This is a genomic window from Phyllobacterium zundukense, assembly GCF_025452195.1.
Taxonomy (GTDB): Bacteria; Pseudomonadota; Alphaproteobacteria; order Rhizobiales; family Rhizobiaceae; genus Phyllobacterium; species Phyllobacterium zundukense_A.
Map to the genome: position 1 here is coordinate 1937909 of NZ_CP104973.1, position 15834 is coordinate 1953742.

The 15834-nt window shown below is 55.1% G+C and carries 19 protein-coding genes and 1 tRNA gene; 10 read left to right on the forward strand and 10 right to left on the reverse strand.

Annotated features, from left to right (window positions below):
* Nucleotides 1–6: 6 nt before the first annotated feature.
* From N8E88_RS21910 to N8E88_RS21920, 3 genes are all read right to left on the reverse strand, one after another.
* Nucleotides 7–486, reverse strand: a complete 480-nt coding sequence (locus N8E88_RS21910) for a MaoC family dehydratase (protein ID WP_262292435.1) — start codon at nt 484–486, stop codon at nt 7–9.
* A gap of 77 nt (nt 487–563) precedes the next feature.
* Entirely contained in the window at nt 564–1853 is a 1290-nt protein-coding gene (locus N8E88_RS21915; RefSeq protein ID WP_262292436.1) for an Hsp70 family protein, read from the reverse strand.
* Nucleotides 1854–1972: 119 nt separating this feature from the next.
* Nucleotides 1973–2884, reverse strand: a complete 912-nt coding sequence (locus N8E88_RS21920) for a LysR family transcriptional regulator (protein WP_262292437.1) — start codon at nt 2882–2884, stop codon at nt 1973–1975.
* A 100-nt stretch (nt 2885–2984) separates the two neighbouring features.
* Between N8E88_RS21920 and N8E88_RS21925 the strand changes: the two genes are divergently transcribed.
* On the forward strand, nt 2985–3989 hold the full coding sequence (locus N8E88_RS21925; protein ID WP_262292438.1) for an aldo/keto reductase: 1005 nt from the start codon (nt 2985–2987) through the stop codon (nt 3987–3989).
* A gap of 45 nt (nt 3990–4034) precedes the next feature.
* On the opposite strand, the gene N8E88_RS21930 is transcribed toward N8E88_RS21925, so the two are convergent.
* Together N8E88_RS21930 and gnd are read right to left on the reverse strand one after the other, a co-directional pair.
* Nucleotides 4035–4691, reverse strand: coding sequence for a hypothetical protein (locus N8E88_RS21930; RefSeq protein WP_410010601.1), 657 nt, complete (start codon nt 4689–4691; stop codon nt 4035–4037).
* Between the two features lie 55 nt (nt 4692–4746).
* The gene (gnd, locus tag N8E88_RS21935) at nt 4747–5784 is read right to left on the reverse strand and encodes a phosphogluconate dehydrogenase (NAD(+)-dependent, decarboxylating) (RefSeq protein WP_262292439.1); all 1038 of its coding nucleotides are present in this window, start codon (nt 5782–5784) and stop codon (nt 4747–4749) included.
* A gap of 131 nt (nt 5785–5915) precedes the next feature.
* Between gnd and N8E88_RS21940 the strand changes: the two genes are divergently transcribed.
* From N8E88_RS21940 to N8E88_RS21965, 6 genes are all read left to right on the forward strand, one after another.
* Entirely contained in the window at nt 5916–6080 is a 165-nt protein-coding gene (locus tag N8E88_RS21940) for a hypothetical protein (protein WP_262292440.1), read from the forward strand.
* A 185-nt stretch (nt 6081–6265) separates the two neighbouring features.
* Entirely contained in the window at nt 6266–6958 is a 693-nt protein-coding gene (locus N8E88_RS21945) for an invasion associated locus B family protein (protein ID WP_262292441.1), read from the forward strand.
* Nucleotides 6886–7074, forward strand: a complete 189-nt coding sequence (locus N8E88_RS21950) for an HNH/ENDO VII family nuclease (protein ID WP_262292442.1) — start codon at nt 6886–6888, stop codon at nt 7072–7074. The genes N8E88_RS21945 and N8E88_RS21950 overlap by 73 nt, the downstream gene beginning before the upstream one ends.
* A 2-nt stretch (nt 7075–7076) precedes the next feature.
* Nucleotides 7077–7535, forward strand: a complete 459-nt coding sequence (locus N8E88_RS21955; protein WP_262292443.1) for an SMI1/KNR4 family protein — start codon at nt 7077–7079, stop codon at nt 7533–7535.
* Nucleotides 7536–7848: 313 nt separating this feature from the next.
* Nucleotides 7849–8148: a hypothetical protein gene (locus N8E88_RS21960; RefSeq protein ID WP_262292444.1), complete on the forward strand. Its 300-nt coding sequence runs from the start codon at nt 7849–7851 to the stop codon at nt 8146–8148.
* Between the two features lie 216 nt (nt 8149–8364).
* Nucleotides 8365–9282, forward strand: a complete 918-nt coding sequence (locus N8E88_RS21965; RefSeq protein ID WP_262292445.1) for a hypothetical protein — start codon at nt 8365–8367, stop codon at nt 9280–9282.
* 91 nt (nt 9283–9373) lie between these two features.
* Here N8E88_RS21965 and N8E88_RS21970 read toward each other — a convergent pair.
* Both N8E88_RS21970 and cpdR read right to left on the reverse strand, forming a co-directional pair.
* Nucleotides 9374–9448 (reverse strand) — tRNA-Val (locus N8E88_RS21970).
* Nucleotides 9449–9548: 100 nt separating this feature from the next.
* Nucleotides 9549–9911 (reverse strand): cell cycle two-component system response regulator CpdR, encoded by a 363-nt coding sequence (gene cpdR / locus N8E88_RS21975; RefSeq protein WP_008124673.1) that lies wholly within the window; start codon nt 9909–9911, stop codon nt 9549–9551.
* Between the two features lie 275 nt (nt 9912–10186).
* On the opposite strand from cpdR, the gene N8E88_RS21980 reads away from it, so the two are divergent.
* Complete coding sequence (locus N8E88_RS21980) at nt 10187–11077, forward strand: N-formylglutamate amidohydrolase (protein ID WP_262292446.1); 891 nt, start codon at nt 10187–10189, stop codon at nt 11075–11077.
* Nucleotides 11078–11318: 241 nt separating this feature from the next.
* Nucleotides 11319–12092, forward strand: coding sequence for a histidinol-phosphatase (gene hisN, locus N8E88_RS21985; protein ID WP_262292447.1), 774 nt, complete (start codon nt 11319–11321; stop codon nt 12090–12092).
* 4 nt (nt 12093–12096) lie between these two features.
* Here the strand turns inward: hisN and N8E88_RS21990 are convergent, their stop codons facing one another.
* Together N8E88_RS21990 and N8E88_RS21995 are read right to left on the reverse strand one after the other, a co-directional pair.
* Nucleotides 12097–13050 carry an alpha/beta fold hydrolase gene (locus N8E88_RS21990; protein ID WP_262292448.1) on the reverse strand — a complete coding sequence of 318 codons (954 nt, stop codon included), beginning with the start codon at nt 13048–13050 and terminating at the stop codon, nt 12097–12099.
* Nucleotides 13051–13323: 273 nt separating this feature from the next.
* Nucleotides 13324–13761, reverse strand: a complete 438-nt coding sequence (locus tag N8E88_RS21995; protein ID WP_262292449.1) for an antifreeze protein — start codon at nt 13759–13761, stop codon at nt 13324–13326.
* A gap of 264 nt (nt 13762–14025) precedes the next feature.
* Between N8E88_RS21995 and N8E88_RS22000 the strand changes: the two genes are divergently transcribed.
* Nucleotides 14026–14496: an Hsp20 family protein gene (locus tag N8E88_RS22000; RefSeq protein WP_262292450.1), complete on the forward strand. Its 471-nt coding sequence runs from the start codon at nt 14026–14028 to the stop codon at nt 14494–14496.
* Nucleotides 14497–14543: 47 nt separating this feature from the next.
* Here N8E88_RS22000 and N8E88_RS22005 read toward each other — a convergent pair whose 3' ends face one another.
* The gene (locus tag N8E88_RS22005) at nt 14544–15593 is read right to left on the reverse strand and encodes a threonine aldolase family protein (RefSeq protein WP_262292451.1); all 1050 of its coding nucleotides are present in this window, start codon (nt 15591–15593) and stop codon (nt 14544–14546) included.
* Nucleotides 15594–15834 lie beyond the last annotated feature (241 nt).

Consider the following 15834-nt stretch of genomic DNA (forward strand, 5'->3'; position numbering starts at 1 on the left):
GCCGGTTCAGTCCATTTCCGGCGGATGTTCCAGAACCGCGATGGTCAGCCAATTGGCGACCAGCGCGGGTTTGAGGGAGTTTTCGATCTCGAGCGTTACTTCATAATTGTTGAGAACACGGCCCGAAGGGCGGATATCGGCATCCACGAGCTTGAAGCGCGCGCGTACACGCTTGTCGGATCTTACCGGCGCCATGAAGCGCACTTTGTCGAAACCGTAATTGATGCCCATGGTCGCGCCTTCGATCATCGGGAGCGCCTCATAGGCCAATGTCGACAGCAGCGAGATCGTCAGAAAACCATGGGCGATAGTGCCGCCAAACGGCGTTTCCGCGGCGCGTTCCGGATCGGTATGAATGAACTGATGATCATCGGTTGCGTCAGCGAACAGATTGATCATGTCCTGGCTGACGACGCGCCATTCCGAACAGCCGATTTCAGTTCCGATGGCCGCCGTCAGTTGCTTGAGCGTAACCGCTTCTTTCATAGTCCCGTTTCCAACGCATTCTTGAAACTGTTCGATAGACCCTTGCGACCGTATTGTCATCCCTCAAGAATTTGAAACTAAGCGGTCCACTGCTGGATGTCGTCGCGCTCGCCAATAAGGGCGAGGCCGTGAGCGATCGACAGGAGTTCGCCGCCGCTCTCGATTCGATCATGGTCGAATCGCTCGGTAAAAATGCGACGGACTGCCGGAACGAAGGATGTACCTCCGGTAAGGAATATCTTGTCGATCTGTGCAGGCGAGGTCTTGGTCTTTTCGAGCACATCGTCAAGCGCGCCTTCGATACGTGCCAGATCGCTGGCAATCCAGCTTTCGAAGTCGGATCGACCGATAGTCTTGTGACCGCCGCGCCCAAGCGGTGCAAAGTCAAACGCCGCTTCGTCTGCCGATGATAACGCAATCTTGGTGGCGGACACGGCCTGATAGAGTGGATACCCTTCGTCGTGATCGACGAGGTCCACAAAAAGCTCCAGCTTCTCAGGCTCAAGACTGTCACGGACGAGCTTCTTCAACGCGGCAAACTCGCGGGAGGTCTTGAAGATCGAAAGCTGGTTCCAGCGGCCGAAATTCGCATACCACGAGGCGGGGACTTCGAGAGTCTTGTCGAAGCTTCGAAACAGGCTGCCTTTGCCGATTTGCGGCGCGACGATCTGGTCGATCATGCGATAATCGAAATGGTCGCCGGCAACGCCTACGCCAGAATGGCCGATTGGTGTCGCGCTGAGCTTTCCGGCCGATGTTTCGAAGCGAATGATCGAATAGTCGGTCGTGCCGCCACCGAAATCCGCAACGAGCACCGTCGCGTCGGATTTGAGATTTTGCGCGAAGTAGAATGCTGCCGCGACCGGCTCATAGACGAAGTGGATTTCCGGAAATCCAAAGCGCGTCAATGCTTCGTTGTAGCGCTCGGTCGCCAGCGCCGGATCTGGATTTGCACCGGCAAAATGTACGGGGCGTCCGGTGACCACGCGCGTGATGTCCGAAGGCCAGTTGCCGTCTGCATAGACCTTGAGGCGCCGCAGGAATATTTCCATCAGGTCTTCGAAAGTCTGGCGTTTGGCGAAGATCAAAGTGCCCTGGAATAGCGCACTTGCGGCAAAAGTCTTGATGGATTGCAGAAAACGGCATTCGCTGGGATGGTCGATGAACTGGCGAATTGCGGCATGTCCCGCCTCGACTTTCAAGGCGGATGCGCCTGCAAGGGGATCTTTCATGAACGACAAGGCGGTTCGCATGCTGTCGGCGGTGCCGGCTGCGCTGGTGAAGGCCAGCGAGCGGGTCGAGGACCCATCGGCCAAGGCCATGACCGTATTTGTCGTGCCAAAGTCGAAACCCAGCGCCTGAGCCATGGCAGCGCTCCTTTTGTACCGGAAATTGATAGGCCGAGAATCTGTGAAGGGCGGGGCAAAGCACCGCCTCGAATTGGGAGCGCGCGTCATCGCATAGTCGCCCGGTGGATGCAAGAGATCTAGGATTGAACTTGCGGATGTTCCGTATTCTTGATGAAGTCCACAAAGGCTCGAAGCGGTGCCGGCATATGCCGGCGGCTCGGATAGTAGAGGCGCGGACCCGTAAAACTCTGCCACCAGGGGCCAAGCACAGGGACAAGCTCGCCGCTGGCGATCGCCGGGCTCAAGTATTCCTCAAATGTATAGATCAGCCCGATACCGGCAATGGCAGCGCCAATGCCGATGTCTGCAGTCGAGGCAATAAGCGGGCCTTTTGGCGTGATTTTGATCAGCTTGCCGTTTCGCTCGAATTCCCAATTTGGAACCACGCCGCTGGCAAATCGGTGTCGTATGCAAGCGTGATGGATGAGATCGCGTGGATGCTCGAGCCCGCCGTTTTTGGCAAGGTACGATGGTGCTGCCGCGACCATGAAGCGCTGGGTGCGGGGGCCTATCGGGATTGCGATCATATCGCGCTCGATACTTTCGTCGTAGCGGATCCCGGCATCGAAGCCTGCCGCCAACACATCGATGAAAGTGTCAATCGCCCAGATCTCCAGCGTGATTCCGGGATGTGCGGCAAGGAACCGGTTGATGATAGGCGGCAGGATCTTTTGCGCCACGATGACCGGCACATTGAGCTTGAGCGTGCCGGTAGGGCTGTCGCGAAAATTGTTGAGAGCATCGAGCGCTCCGGCAATCTCGCCCAGCGCCGGGTCAAGGCGTTCGAGCAGCTGCGTCCCGGCTTCGGTTGGTGTGACGCTGCGTGTCGTGCGGTTGAGAAGGCGGACGCCGACACGCGCTTCCAGCCGGCGGATGGCTTCGCTCAAAGAGGATGCCGACACACCGCGAAGCGCGGCCGCCGCGCGGAAACTGCGCGTATGCGCGACAGCTACCAAGGCACCAAGGTCCGACAGGTCAGGTTCGTTCATTGTGCATTTTTCCGAACAACCCGTGCATAATAGACAGGATTATCGCACAAACATAGCTGTTTTATATTGATCAGGAACGTTGAAAAACCGGAGTTAGAATATGCAATATCGTCAACTTGGAAAAACCGGACCGCGCGTTTCCGAAATCGGTCTCGGCTGCATGGGCATGTCGGGTATTTATGGACCCTCCGATCGCGCCGAAAGTATCGCGACAATCCACGCTTCGTTCGATGCAGGGATCAATCTTCTCGACACCGGGGATTTCTACGGTCAAGGCCACAATGAAATGCTGATCGCAGAGGCCCTGAAGGGCAAGAAGCGTGAAGACGTTATCATCAGCGTCAAATATGGCGGACTTCGCGATCCCGCAGGCGGTTGGTCCGGCTTTGACGCGAGGCCTCAGGCGACCAAGAATTTTCTCGCCTATTCACTGCAACGCCTGGGCGTCGACTATATCGACATATATCGGCCGGCGAGGCTCGATCCCAATGTACCGATCGAAGATACGGTTGGTGCGATCGCCGACATGGTCAAGGCTGGGTACGTCAAACATATTGGGCTGTCCGAGGTTGGTTCGGCAACCATCCGGAAGGCTGCGGCCGTCCACCCGATCGTCGACCTGCAGATCGAGTATTCGCTGATTTCGCGTGGCATCGAAGATGGTATTCTCGAGACCTGCCGTGAGCTCGGGATCGGAATCACCGCTTACGGCGTGCTTTCACGCGGTCTCATCAGCGGACACTGGACAAAGGGTAATACGGGTCCTGGCGATTTTCGCACGCACAGCCCAAGGTTCCAGGGCGACAATGTCGACAAGAACCTGGCTCTGGTCGAGGCGCTGCAGAAAATTGCGGCTAGCAAGGGTGTGACGGTGGCGCAGATCGCCATTGCCTGGGTCGCGGCGCAGGGCGAGGACATCATACCGGTGATCGGTGCGCGACGGCGCGACCGGTTGAGTGAGGCGCTGGGTGCCCTCGACATCAAGCTTACAAGCGAAGACCTGGGTGCTATCGAGAATGCCGTGCCGAAAGGCGCCGCTGCCGGGACGCGCTATGCCGAAGTGCAGATGGCGCATCTCGATAGCGAAGTTGACGCTCACCATTGAGTTCATATCCCGGAAGCAATACTGTTTCCGGGATATTTCTTGTGATTACATGGGCGGAACGACACCGTTCGAGCCGACGATGACGCGTTTTGAGGTGAGGGTGCCGTCGCTGCCCTTCTCGGCAGCGACAAAGACGGTAGCGCCCGGCTTGAGATCGTCCTTTGTGGCCTGTGCAAGGGTGACGATCGGCGTGCCGTCAGGAACAGCAATCTTCTTTTCGCCGCCACGATAGGTGACCGTGAGGGTGCGGCCATCGACGTCCTTGACCGCATCGGCGACTGTGGCGTTTGTCATGCTGCTATTCGGCTTCAAATCCCATGGGCGGTCGCCTTCACCTGTGCCCTTGAGCGCAGCCGGAAAGATCACCACCTCAAGCGCGCTATTGCCACCTTCACTTTTGGGCACGTTGGATATCCCGACGAAATCGCCCTTCTTGATGTCATCTAGCGACGCCTTGGTGACGCCGCCGACGACCCAGCCATCACTCAAGGTGACAGTTGCATCCGGTCCCTCGCGCGTCTTCACCACGATGGATGTGCCGTTGAAACTCTCGATCGTTCCGCGGACATTGGCCCGATTCGACGCCTTCGTCGTCATGGTTGACTGGCCCTTCTTCATCATGCTTTGAGCGCTGGCCTGCAGCGGTAGCGCCATCGCCACGCCAGCGGCCACAGCCAGTATCGGAAGGGTTGATTTCAGCATTTTCATATCCATGACTTTGTACACTCCTGTATGCACAGGCGTCCGGCGGGCGGGATTACCCAGCCGGTTTCGGCGCCTGTTTTTCCACGTGTCCGCCAAATTCACGTCGCATGGCGGACAGGATCTTGTTGGCGAAGTCGGCATTGCCGCGCGAAGAGAAGCGTTCCTGCAGGGCAGCGCTGAGAACCGGCGTCGGTACGGCCTCGTCGATCGCGGCCATGACAGTCCAGCGGCCTTCGCCCGAATCCGAGACGCGCCCCTCATAGCCCGCGAGCGCCGGGTCGCCATGCAATGCATCGGCTGTGAGGTCGAGAAGCCAGGAACTGACGACGCTGCCGCGACGCCATACTTCGGCAATGTCGGGCAGGTTGAACTCGTACTGATAGTGCTCGGGATGCTGCAACGGCGTCGTTTCAGCATCGACCTCATGCGAGCGCATGCCGATATCCGCATTGCGCAGAATGTTGAGACCTTCCGCATAGGCAGCCATCAATCCGTATTCGATGCCATTGTGGACCATCTTCACAAAATGCCCGGCACCGTGCGGGCCGCAATGCAAGTAACCCTGATCGGCCGTGCTGCCGGCGACCGGGTTCTCCAGACGGCTCGGTGTTTCGGATACACTGCCTTTGCCAGGAGCAAGAGCGGCAAAGATCGGCGAGAGGTGTTGAACGATATCCTTTTCGCCGCCGATCATCAGGCAATAGCCGCGTTCAAAGCCAAATATACCGCCGCTCGTGCCGACATCCACATAGTGTATGCCGTCGGATTTCAGCTCGCCGCTGCGGCGGATGTCATCGTGGTAGTAGGAATTGCCGCCATCGATGACGATGTCGTCCTTGTCGAGCAGCGGCACCAATTGCGCCAGAACCTTGTCGACAACTGCGGCCGGCAACATCAGCCAGACCGCGCGCGGCTTTGTCAGCGTCGAGACAAATTCCTGCAGCGACGTGCTGCCCTTGGCGCCGAGGCTCTGCAACTCCACCATGCTCTCGGCGCGCGTGTCGTAAACCACACAATCGTGGCCATGCTTCATCAGGCGCTGCGCCATGTTACTGCCCATACGCCCCAGTCCAATCATACCAAGCTGCATCTCGAATCTCCGCCGAAGGGTTGGAATTGTTCCGGAGGCTACACCTAAACGGCAACAGGGCAATGCCACCGATTACGTAGGTTGATGTATCTGGCGGTACAAGCGACACACGTGGTCATAAGATCGTGATAATGAGCATTGCGAAGCGTGACGTCGATATCGTTCTCCGGCCCGTCGAGGCGGTGCCCGAGAACTTGGTGGTTCGGCGGCTCGCGACGGTCGCTACAGTGCCCTACACGGCGCCGGCATGTCTGGACCGGATCATTGCGCTCCAGCCGTGTGCCGAAGCAAAATGAGGCTGTCCCAGTGCGGTAGAAGTTTCGCGCAATCCATCGTGTGGTGTGGTCGGTTGCTTGACGCAGACATCAAATTGACCGTAGACTCTTGAGTCTTAATCTTGGCTGTTGATTCGTTATTACTGCGAACTGCTTTCCGATCCTCCGAATTTTTATAACGTCAATATTGCAAGTGAGAATGTTACATGCCTTTCAAACATCAAGGGCTGGCGTTGTGTGCTTCGGCTTTCCTTTGGACCACCCCATCCGCGCTCGCCCAACAAGCCCCTACATTGGCCGACCCGTCCACTGCTACACAACGAGCAGCCGAACCGCAGGTTCGATCGATCCAGTATGCCGACTGGTACTATCGCTGTGTGGACGTCAAAACGGCAGATAGTGCTACCGTTCCGAATTGCGAAGTAGCACAGGTTTCCCAGGTCAAGCAGGGTGAAAAGGATATCAGTGTCCTGACATTGGCTATTGCGAAAACAGCGCCAGATTTGGCTAAAAAGAAGCAGGCGCCTGAGCTTCTTCTGACCGCACTCGTCCCGCTGAACGTCTACTTGCCGTCGGGGCTGCTCATCGACGCCGACGGCAAATCCGTCGCCCAGATCAATTATCGGAATTGCAACGAGGCCGGATGCTGGGCCCAGCAAAAACTCGACACCAAGGTTGTCACTGCCTTGCAGAAGGGGACCGACGGCGGCGGCCGTCTGCGTTTGATGAACGGCCAGAACATCAATATCAAATTCTCGCTCAAGGGGCTATGCAACAGGGTTTGGCGCCGATTGGCCCGGATGGCAAATCCATTGAATTGCATCATATGCTGCAGACACAGGATGGGCCGCTTGCAGAGGTTACGAGAACGTTCCACGAGAAGAATGGCTCGGTCCTGAATATCGGTGCAGATAAGAGTTTCCGTTCCAATATCGACCGTGCCAAATTTAAGTATTGGCGCAAGCAATATTGGCGAAACAGGGCAAACGATTTCCTGGTGCCAAATGGAGGATGACAATGCCGACATACGATCTGAATACCGTACTGGCTGAACTAAAAACGCTGTCCAAGGGTGAGATTTCCCGGGTGCCCCTGCCTGACGATGCATTGATTGCACAATATGAGCGCGAAACCGGTTTTACCTTTCCTGAGGACTATAAGGTTTTCTTGAAAAAAGCCAGCAATGTTAGCTATGGGCTCATGGAGCCTCTCTACTTAACGACCAGTACAGACCCGATATTTCTTGCTCAAGATTTGAAGGAGAACATTGTGGCCGCCAAACAAGTTGGCGTTCCTGCGGACTGGTTGCCGATCTGTTACGACAATGGCGATTTTTACTGCATCGTGCCGGATGGGCGGGTTCGATTTTGGTCCCACAATGGCTATTCAGATGAATCCTGGGAAGACTTGGCCGCTTGGATCAAACAGGTCTGGATAGACGAGTATCTTCAGACGGAAGAAGACGACAAAGCTTGACAGTAAGGCTGGCGGCACCTTGCCCGTTGATTGGTTCAGGCGTCAACAATTCCGGACCTGTGGGGGAGACCGCCGGTGGACGCGATTGACTCCTTGTTTGCCAATCCAGCAAAGAAAATTATAACGCGAGATACCCGGTATGACCAAGTGTTGGTTAGGCGATTGGATGATCCAGCAACCGGCTATGCGGCACAACGCGAACCTTATGTTGTAAGATCTCGGAATGGTCAAGTTGTCGATGTACACGGAAATCCGGTAAATAGCACCAACCCGCGGCTCACATTCCTTTTTCAGAGTTCAAGTTTACATCCTCATGATAAAAAACTGGGACAAACGCATCATTGAATTGTTTCACCGCTTTTCGGAACGAGAATTTCAACGCGATAGTTGGTTCGGGTTGAACAACGAAGTTTCCTCCCCAGATGAAATGTGTAATTGGCTGGATGATTTAGATTTGGAAGGTTGGATTAAACAAAAATCCACTACATTGGACTCGATAGTCATTAGTCTCATAGAAGATTTCATTCTTGATATTGAGAAGCTTCCTAAGACAAATGGACCCTTGGGTAGAATATTCATCGCTGTCGTGGATGAGTTTGCGATTAAAAGCTGAGGTAATCCATGAATTACTCGTTAAACATATAAAGAAGTGAACTGGATACCCGCAAGACGGCGAAGGGCGGTACGGTGCAAAATCCGACAAGCCGTGGATAAAGTATAAAGACAAACAGATTAATCTAGATTATAGCGATTGGCTCGGTAAGCAGCAGCAAAGGATAGAGAGCGAATTTATAAAACAAATTGAAACATGGGCGAAGGAGCGCCGCTAATGGTTTATGCGTATATTTCGCAGGCGGATTTTCTAAAGGGTAATAAGCATACAGAAGTTGTTGCTTGCTGGATGCAGGCCTCCTCGTTTTCTACTAGGGTCACGGACACAATTTTTAGACGAACTGACGATTTGGCGCCAGATTACTACACGCCGATTGCCAAAGGCAAGGAGTGGCTGTTCGAATTGACCTGCAAGCACCAGCCGCGCACAGGCGCACTATTGATGGCGGGCGGGCCGCTGTTTGTGCGGGTCGAAGGTCGAAGTGAGTTTGCGCCCTTCTATCTCAATATGGGTCTTGAAGTGCGCGGCAAAGTGATTCTCCTTGAACGCAATTTCTGGGGAAATAATCCTTCCGACCCGGACTACCAAGACAATATCGAAGATTTGACCGCTTGGCTCACCAAGCGCGACGGTAGACCGAATCACGCTGAGCAGCGTCAACTAAGCCTGCCACGGCCGATCCGAGAGGCCTATTATACGCGCTTTATGGGTTTGAATATTCCTGATAGTCCGACTGTCGGAATTTACAGACGCTTGCTGCCTAGAAGCATCAATGCATGGCAATCCTGGGATGGCTATCTGGGGAATTTCCGCGGTTACAAAAAGAAATACATTCCCTGGCTGGAGGAACGTCTTGGCATTGTACCGACGCCGTTCGATCGCAAGCATGCCTATATCAGCTTCATGATGTTCATGGCGGCGGGCCCCAACCCTGCCGGGCGCGAGGGCGACGTGTTCTTCGTCAAGAACAACGAAACCCAGCAGGACGGTGTGATCTACCATATCAAGGATGCGGATATCGAGAACATGCGCATTCTTTCCGAACCCGCTGAGGCGATCGACCGCTATTGCGAACACATCCTGCTAGAGCGCGAAGGGCGTTTCGACTTCATGCCTTTTACAAGCGAAATGTAGGCTACCGGCGCGGCCCGTTCTTTGACACCTCAATAGCAACCGAACTTCGCGGATCGTTGGCTGCGAGTAGTCGGTAATGTTGTGGTTCAGATGGTGGGCGTGACAGGGATTGAACCTGTGACCCCTACGATGTCAACGTAGTGCTCTCCCGCTGAGCTACACGCCCATCTGACGGGCGCATACACCATATTGAATTGGCTCCGTCAATAGCTGTGGGGAGAACTAATCAGGCTTTCTTCACAAGAAGGAACGAATGCCGCTGCCTATCAGGCTGCGACGAGCATTTTCTCGATTTCATTGACAAGATCGCGCAGGTGGAAGGGCTTGGAAAGCACCTTGGCGTCTTTCGGAGCTTTCGAATCGGCATTGAGCGCCACGGCAGCAAAGCCGGTGATGAACATGATCTTCAGGTCGGGATCGATTTCCGAAGCGCGGCGCGCCAACTCGATACCGTCCATTTCCGGCATGACGATATCGGTCAGAAGCAGTGAAAACGGCTCTTCGCGCAATCGATCATAGGCGCTGGCGCCATTGTCGAAATGCGTGACGTGATATCCCGCTTTCTCCAGCGCCTTGACCAGAAAGCGCCGCATATCATTGTCATCTTCCGCAAGAAGGATTCTCTTCATCAGTCCGTCCGAATTGGTTAGCACCCGATCATCCCCAGATCAGCGTCCATCACGATTCAAGAAACGCTTTTTTGGTAAAGATCGCGTGAATGATTTGCTAGAAATAAGCGTGAACGCTGCAAAAGTCGAGGTACCGTTTCGCGGGAAAAGCACCCCAACAGGTGTAACTTGCATACGTCAGAAAGTTGGTCATGGTGGACCGTTGGTCAATTCCATCTGGAGAAAACTTGATCTAGAGTGGTACCATAAACAGTAGTGAACCTTCGAAGTGAGCGATGACGGCCGAGCGTGATTTTCCTGACAGCCCGCCTTATGAATTGCGGCAACCGTCCGATCAACGCATTCCGTTCGTTTTCAATTCACCCCATAGCGGACGATATTATCCTGCGGCCTTCCTGCAACAATCGCAACTCGATCCGCACACGATCCGGCGTTCGGAAGATTGCTTCGTCGACCAGCTGTTTGCCTCGGCAGTCATGATCGGCGCCCCCTTGATGGTGGCACATTTTCCTCGTGCCTATCTCGATGTGAACCGCGAGCCTTACGAACTCGATGCCAAAATGTTTTTCGAACCGCTGCCTTCATACGCCAACGGGCATTCCGCCCGGGTTGCGGGCGGTCTGGGGACAATTCCGCGCCTCGTAGGCGAAGGGCAGGAAATCTATACGCACAAGCTTCACATCGTAGAAGCGCTGAGCCGTATCGAAACGATCTACAGGCCGTATCACACGCTCCTTGGAGATACTCTCGTCACAACACGCGAACGCTTTGGCTATGGCGTCCTTGTTGATTGTCATTCGATGCCGACAGGCATTCGTTTTCCAGAAAGCGGCATGCGCCCGGATTTCATCATCGGTGACAGATTTGGTACGAGTTGTGCGCCCGAGCTCGCAAACGCGGCGATCCAGCTGCTTCGGGAGATGGGCTATGTGGTGGCCCACAACAAACCCTATGCCGGCGGCTATATTACCGAGCATTACGGGCGGCCACTCAAGAAGTTTCATACTCTGCAGATCGAGGTCAATCGTGGTCTTTACCTCAACGAACACAGCTACGAAAAGAAGGCAGGCTTCGATCAGCTGCAACGGGATATTGCACTTTTTCTACGGGATCTCGTTTCGCTGCCGGATTTCTATTTCCTGGATACACCGCTTGCTGCCGAATAGCGCTTCACCAGGATCTTAAACAAAAAAAGACCGCGCGTAAGCGCGGCCCAAGTCTAGGGAGGAAACGCCCAAGGAGGGCATAGACAGGTCGCCCTGTCCATGTATCAATCTATGCTGCGCCGCACAAATGTCAAGTGTTTTGTGTGTTTTTTTGGGCACAATTGTTAGTTGCCTAAAAAAAATGCAATAAATTCGCCGGCGTAGCAAGAAAATGAGGATATTTTAATCGCAAGGAGCTATTTTGGTCATTGAACTTTCCTTCTTGAAGCAAATCGCCGGTGTCGCAGCGGAGCAAACATTGCCGCGATTCCGCACGATTTCGCTCATCGACAACAAATATCAGACAGGTTTTGACCCCGTTACAGAGGCTGACCGAGAGGCTGAAAAGGCGATTCGCAAACTGATCAATGCCAGTTTTCCCGATCATGGCATTCTCGGCGAAGAGTTTGGCGGCGAAAACCTCGATCACTCGCACGTCTGGGTGATCGATCCGATCGATGGTACCCGCGCCTTCATTTCCGGTATTCCTGTATGGGGAACATTGGCCGGTCTCACCATCGATGGCGATGCGGTGGCGGGGCTCATGGCCCAACCGTTTACCAATGAGCTGTTCATGTGTGACGGCGACGCTTCCTGGTATGAGGGGCCGGGTGGTATTCGCCGCCTCGAAACGCGGAAAACGACCGAACTTTCCGAGGCAACGCTGTTTACGACCACGCCCGCGATGTTCAAGGATGAGAAGCGCGCCGCCTATGATCGTGTCGAACAAAGCGTGCGGCTCGCGCGCTACGGCACGGATTGCTATGCCTATGCGATGCTGGCCGCGGGATTCGTAGATCTCGTCGTCGAGACCGGCCTGCATCCCTATGACATTGTGGCCCTTGTTCCGATCATCGAAAAGGCCGGTGGTGTGATCACCACGTGGGATGGAGGTGCGGCGGAGAAGGCCGGCGATATCGTTGCTGCTGCGACGCCCGAACTGCACGCCAAGGCTCTGGAATGGCTCAACCGTTGATGTTCTATTCCGTCTCGCTACCAGTGCCTGGAATGAAGGCGTCGAATGCGGCAAAAAACTGCTCGCGATAGAAATCCTTCTCCTGAAGGATTTCATGCTTGGCGCCATCTATTGTCAGCAATGTGGAATTGCGCAGTTGCAAGGCATAACGCTCGATCGCCGGAGTGGAGACGACGCTGTCGGCTCCCGCTGCAACCATCAGTATGGGAATCCGGATCGTTTCGATGAATTCCGGCCGACTGATCTTTTTGATCGCTTTGGCGGCTGCGACGATCCAGCTTGCCGTAGGCCCACCGATGGCCAGTTCTGGCGCGTTTTCGAGAATCTCGCAATTGCGCAGGTAACGCGCCGCATCGGACGTTACTTCATTGAAGTCAAAAGGCTTTATCTGATGCGGACCGCCCAGCATGTAAGCCCGACCAAGTCCTGCATAACGAAGTGTGCTCGCGCCAACCCGCGCAATCGCCTTTCTGGCGCGGCTGCCAGTGATATCCAATAGCGGCGCGATCAATACCATCCGGCGGATGCGATTCGAAAGGGCCGGGGCGGCCAAGAGAGCCGCAAGTGCTCCGGTGGAATGAGCGAGGATGTAGAATGGGCCGCGGCAGTCGGGCAAGAGGACCTCTTCGAACAATTGCTCGAAATCCGCAGCGTAGTCGTCAAAGCTTTTCACATAACCTTTTGCGGCATTTTGCAGGAGCCGGCTGGATGCGCCCTGACCGCGCCAGTCGAACGTCGCAACTGTAAAACCGCGGTTGGCGATATCGCGGATGGTCTCGAAATATTTCTCGATGCACTCGTTGCGGCCGTGCAGGACGATGACTGTGCCTTGCACAGGCTGGGCACTGGCCGGGGTGATCGTATAACGGAGTTCCTTGCCGTCGCGAAGATTGAGCGAATCAACGCGTGTGCCGGACGGGATGGGATTGGATGAAGTTTCGACAAGCGGTCTGATCATTTGGTCTGGTCAATCCCTCGCCGCCAATAGTCTCTGCCTGTGATAAAATGTGGTGCTGCAAAGGTCAAACCGCACTTAGAGCATTTCCGTTTTTCTTCGAATCGCGGAACTGCTCCAACTCTTTGTTTTACGCAATCCTGGATGGAAAACCGGTTCCCACTTTTCCTGGGATGCTCTAGAAAAAAGAATGACCGGAAACTCGCCTGAGAGCTTCCGGTCAGTTCATTCCGGATGGAAGGGACGTTACACCCGGAACGAATTCGGCTCTTATACTCAGTAAGCCGGGTTTATCTCGATGCTGAAACCGCTTTCGCGACGATCACGATAACGATCACCGCCCATGCGGCGGGTTTCCAGAATATCTCCATCGCGCGAAACGACGACGAGGACCGGATTGCCACGACGTGCGGCACGCACGAAATAACGCCCGCGCTCGAAGTCAACGTCACGGACCCGGTAACCACGGCGTTCAAGCATGCGCGCTACGTCGCGGGGGCCGAACCGTTCGCGACGATCATCGCGATAGTAGCGGCGGCTCTCGCCATCATAGTAGCGGCGTTCCTGAACCAGATAGCCATCGGCGCCACCGCTGTCGTCAAGATATTCGGCAGCCGCGTCACCGCGGTAGTAGCGGCTGTCGGCCATTGCCGAAGCAGCAAACCCAGTCACGAGAAGTGCCGCAGCGGTAAGTGCGAGGACGGTTTTCTTCATTATCGTATCCTTTGTAGTATCGGTTCGTTTCCAACCTTGGTGCATTTATAGTCACATCCACGTGAACGTATTCCGAAGATGATGTTCATTTTGCGTTCATCCACAGCCACACTTTGTAACCTCTTGAAATCCGCCGCGGGGCTAACCAGATAATTTCCGTGACCGCCATTATCGGGGTCGCTGGTTCGACGGAACTTGCCACAAAGGGAGTTCTACCGAGAGCCAAAACACGCAAACATTGTCGCTCTAAAGGAGGGCTTAAACATGCGTCACGTTGATTTTTCCCCACTCTATCGTTCAACCGTCGGTTTTGACCGGCTTTTCACCATTCTCGACAGTCTGGCCCAGCCAGAAGGTGCCCAGACCTATCCGCCCTATAATATCGAGCGGACTGGCGATAGCACCTATCTCATCACCATTGCTGTTGCCGGGTTCTCGGAGGACGAGATCCAGATCGAGGCACATCGCAACCAGCTCAAGGTGACGGGCGAGAAGGCTGCAGAGAAGTCTGATGAAAGGGCTGAAACGCTTTACCGCGGTATCGCCTCGCGTGCTTTCGAGCGCCGCTTCCATCTTGCCGATTTCGTCGAAGTCAGTGGTGCAAGCCTGAAAAACGGCCTTCTGCACATTGAACTCAAGCGCGAAATTCCGGAGGAGATGAAGCCGCGCAAGATCGCCGTCACTTCCTTGTCCGACAAGGAAGCCAAGCAGATCGAGGCGAAAGCCGCGAATTAAGCGGTGGTGTACGAATGAGAAAGGCGGCGCAGCAATGCGCCGCTTTTTTATGCGATCAGGTCGCCAAACCGGTCTATTTCTTCCGGGGTCGTGGCAAAGCTGGTGACGAGCCGCACAAGCGTTTCGTTTTCCGCGACCAGATTTCTTTCAGAATGCGGCGGCTTCCAGTCGTAAAAGACAGCGCCGGCCTCGTGCAGTCTTGTAGAAGTCTCTCTGGCCATGATTGCGAAGACTTCGTTTGCGCGAGGTTGCCAGGCGAGCCGCAATTTCTTCGACGCTTCAATATGATCGGCAAGACGCGCTGCCATTGCATTGGCATGGGCGGCAAGCTCCAGCCATAACCCATCTGCAAAATACGCCTCGAACTGAGCGGCTATGAAACGGGACTTGGAGAAAAGCTGTGCGGACCGCTTGCGGATGAACGGCATTTCTCTCGCATGGGCCGGGTCCATGAATACAAGTGCCTCGGCGCACCAGCAGCCATTTTTGGTGCCTCCGAAGGAGAGTATTTCAACGCCCTGACGCCAGGTCATGTCTGCAGGCGAACAGCCGAGCGACACGAGCGCATTGGCAAAGCGCGCGCCGTCCATGTGCAGTGGCAGGCCATTTTCGCGGCAAAGGCTTGAAATGGCTGCAATCTCGCTCAATTCATACAGTGTACCGATTTCACTGGACTGGGTGATCGAGACGCCCATCGGCTGGCCAGCATGCACGTTGCCGGGCGCGAAGCCTTTTATCGCTCCTTTCAAATTGTCGATATGGATGAGGCCGACGGCGCCGTCGATCGCCTGAAAACGCGCACCGCCGGTGAGGAAACCTGGGGCGCCACCCTCATCTTCGATGAGATGAGCCTCTCGATGGGCGAATGTAACGCCGCCGGGCTTTGCAATCGTTGCCTGCGCCAGTGAATTTGCGGCCGTGCCGGTGCCAACGAAAAAAACGGCAACGTCTCGCTCGAATATCTCGTTGAACGTCTGCGCGACCGCTTTGTCGAGGTCACTTGTGCCATAGGCGGCGGCAAAGCCATCCGCATGTTTGCTCAAACTCTCGGCAATCTTCGGGTGGGCTCCGGCCCAATTATCGGAAGCAAAATGCATGATCGACCTTACGATTTTCCACTGAGAGCCCGTCTCGAAAATCTACTGCGGCGGTCATCTGACGTGGTATTCTGCGCTTCCGGTGCTCACGTACTATATGTAGGCTGCGCTCCGGTTCTCGAAAACCACGTCATATGTCTCGCCGCAGCGACTTTCCAAACGGGCTCTGACGCGCAAACGCATACGCCTTTCGTCTGCTGGTGAAAAGGGAGCTGGACACGCTATCCATGTGGAAGTGGCT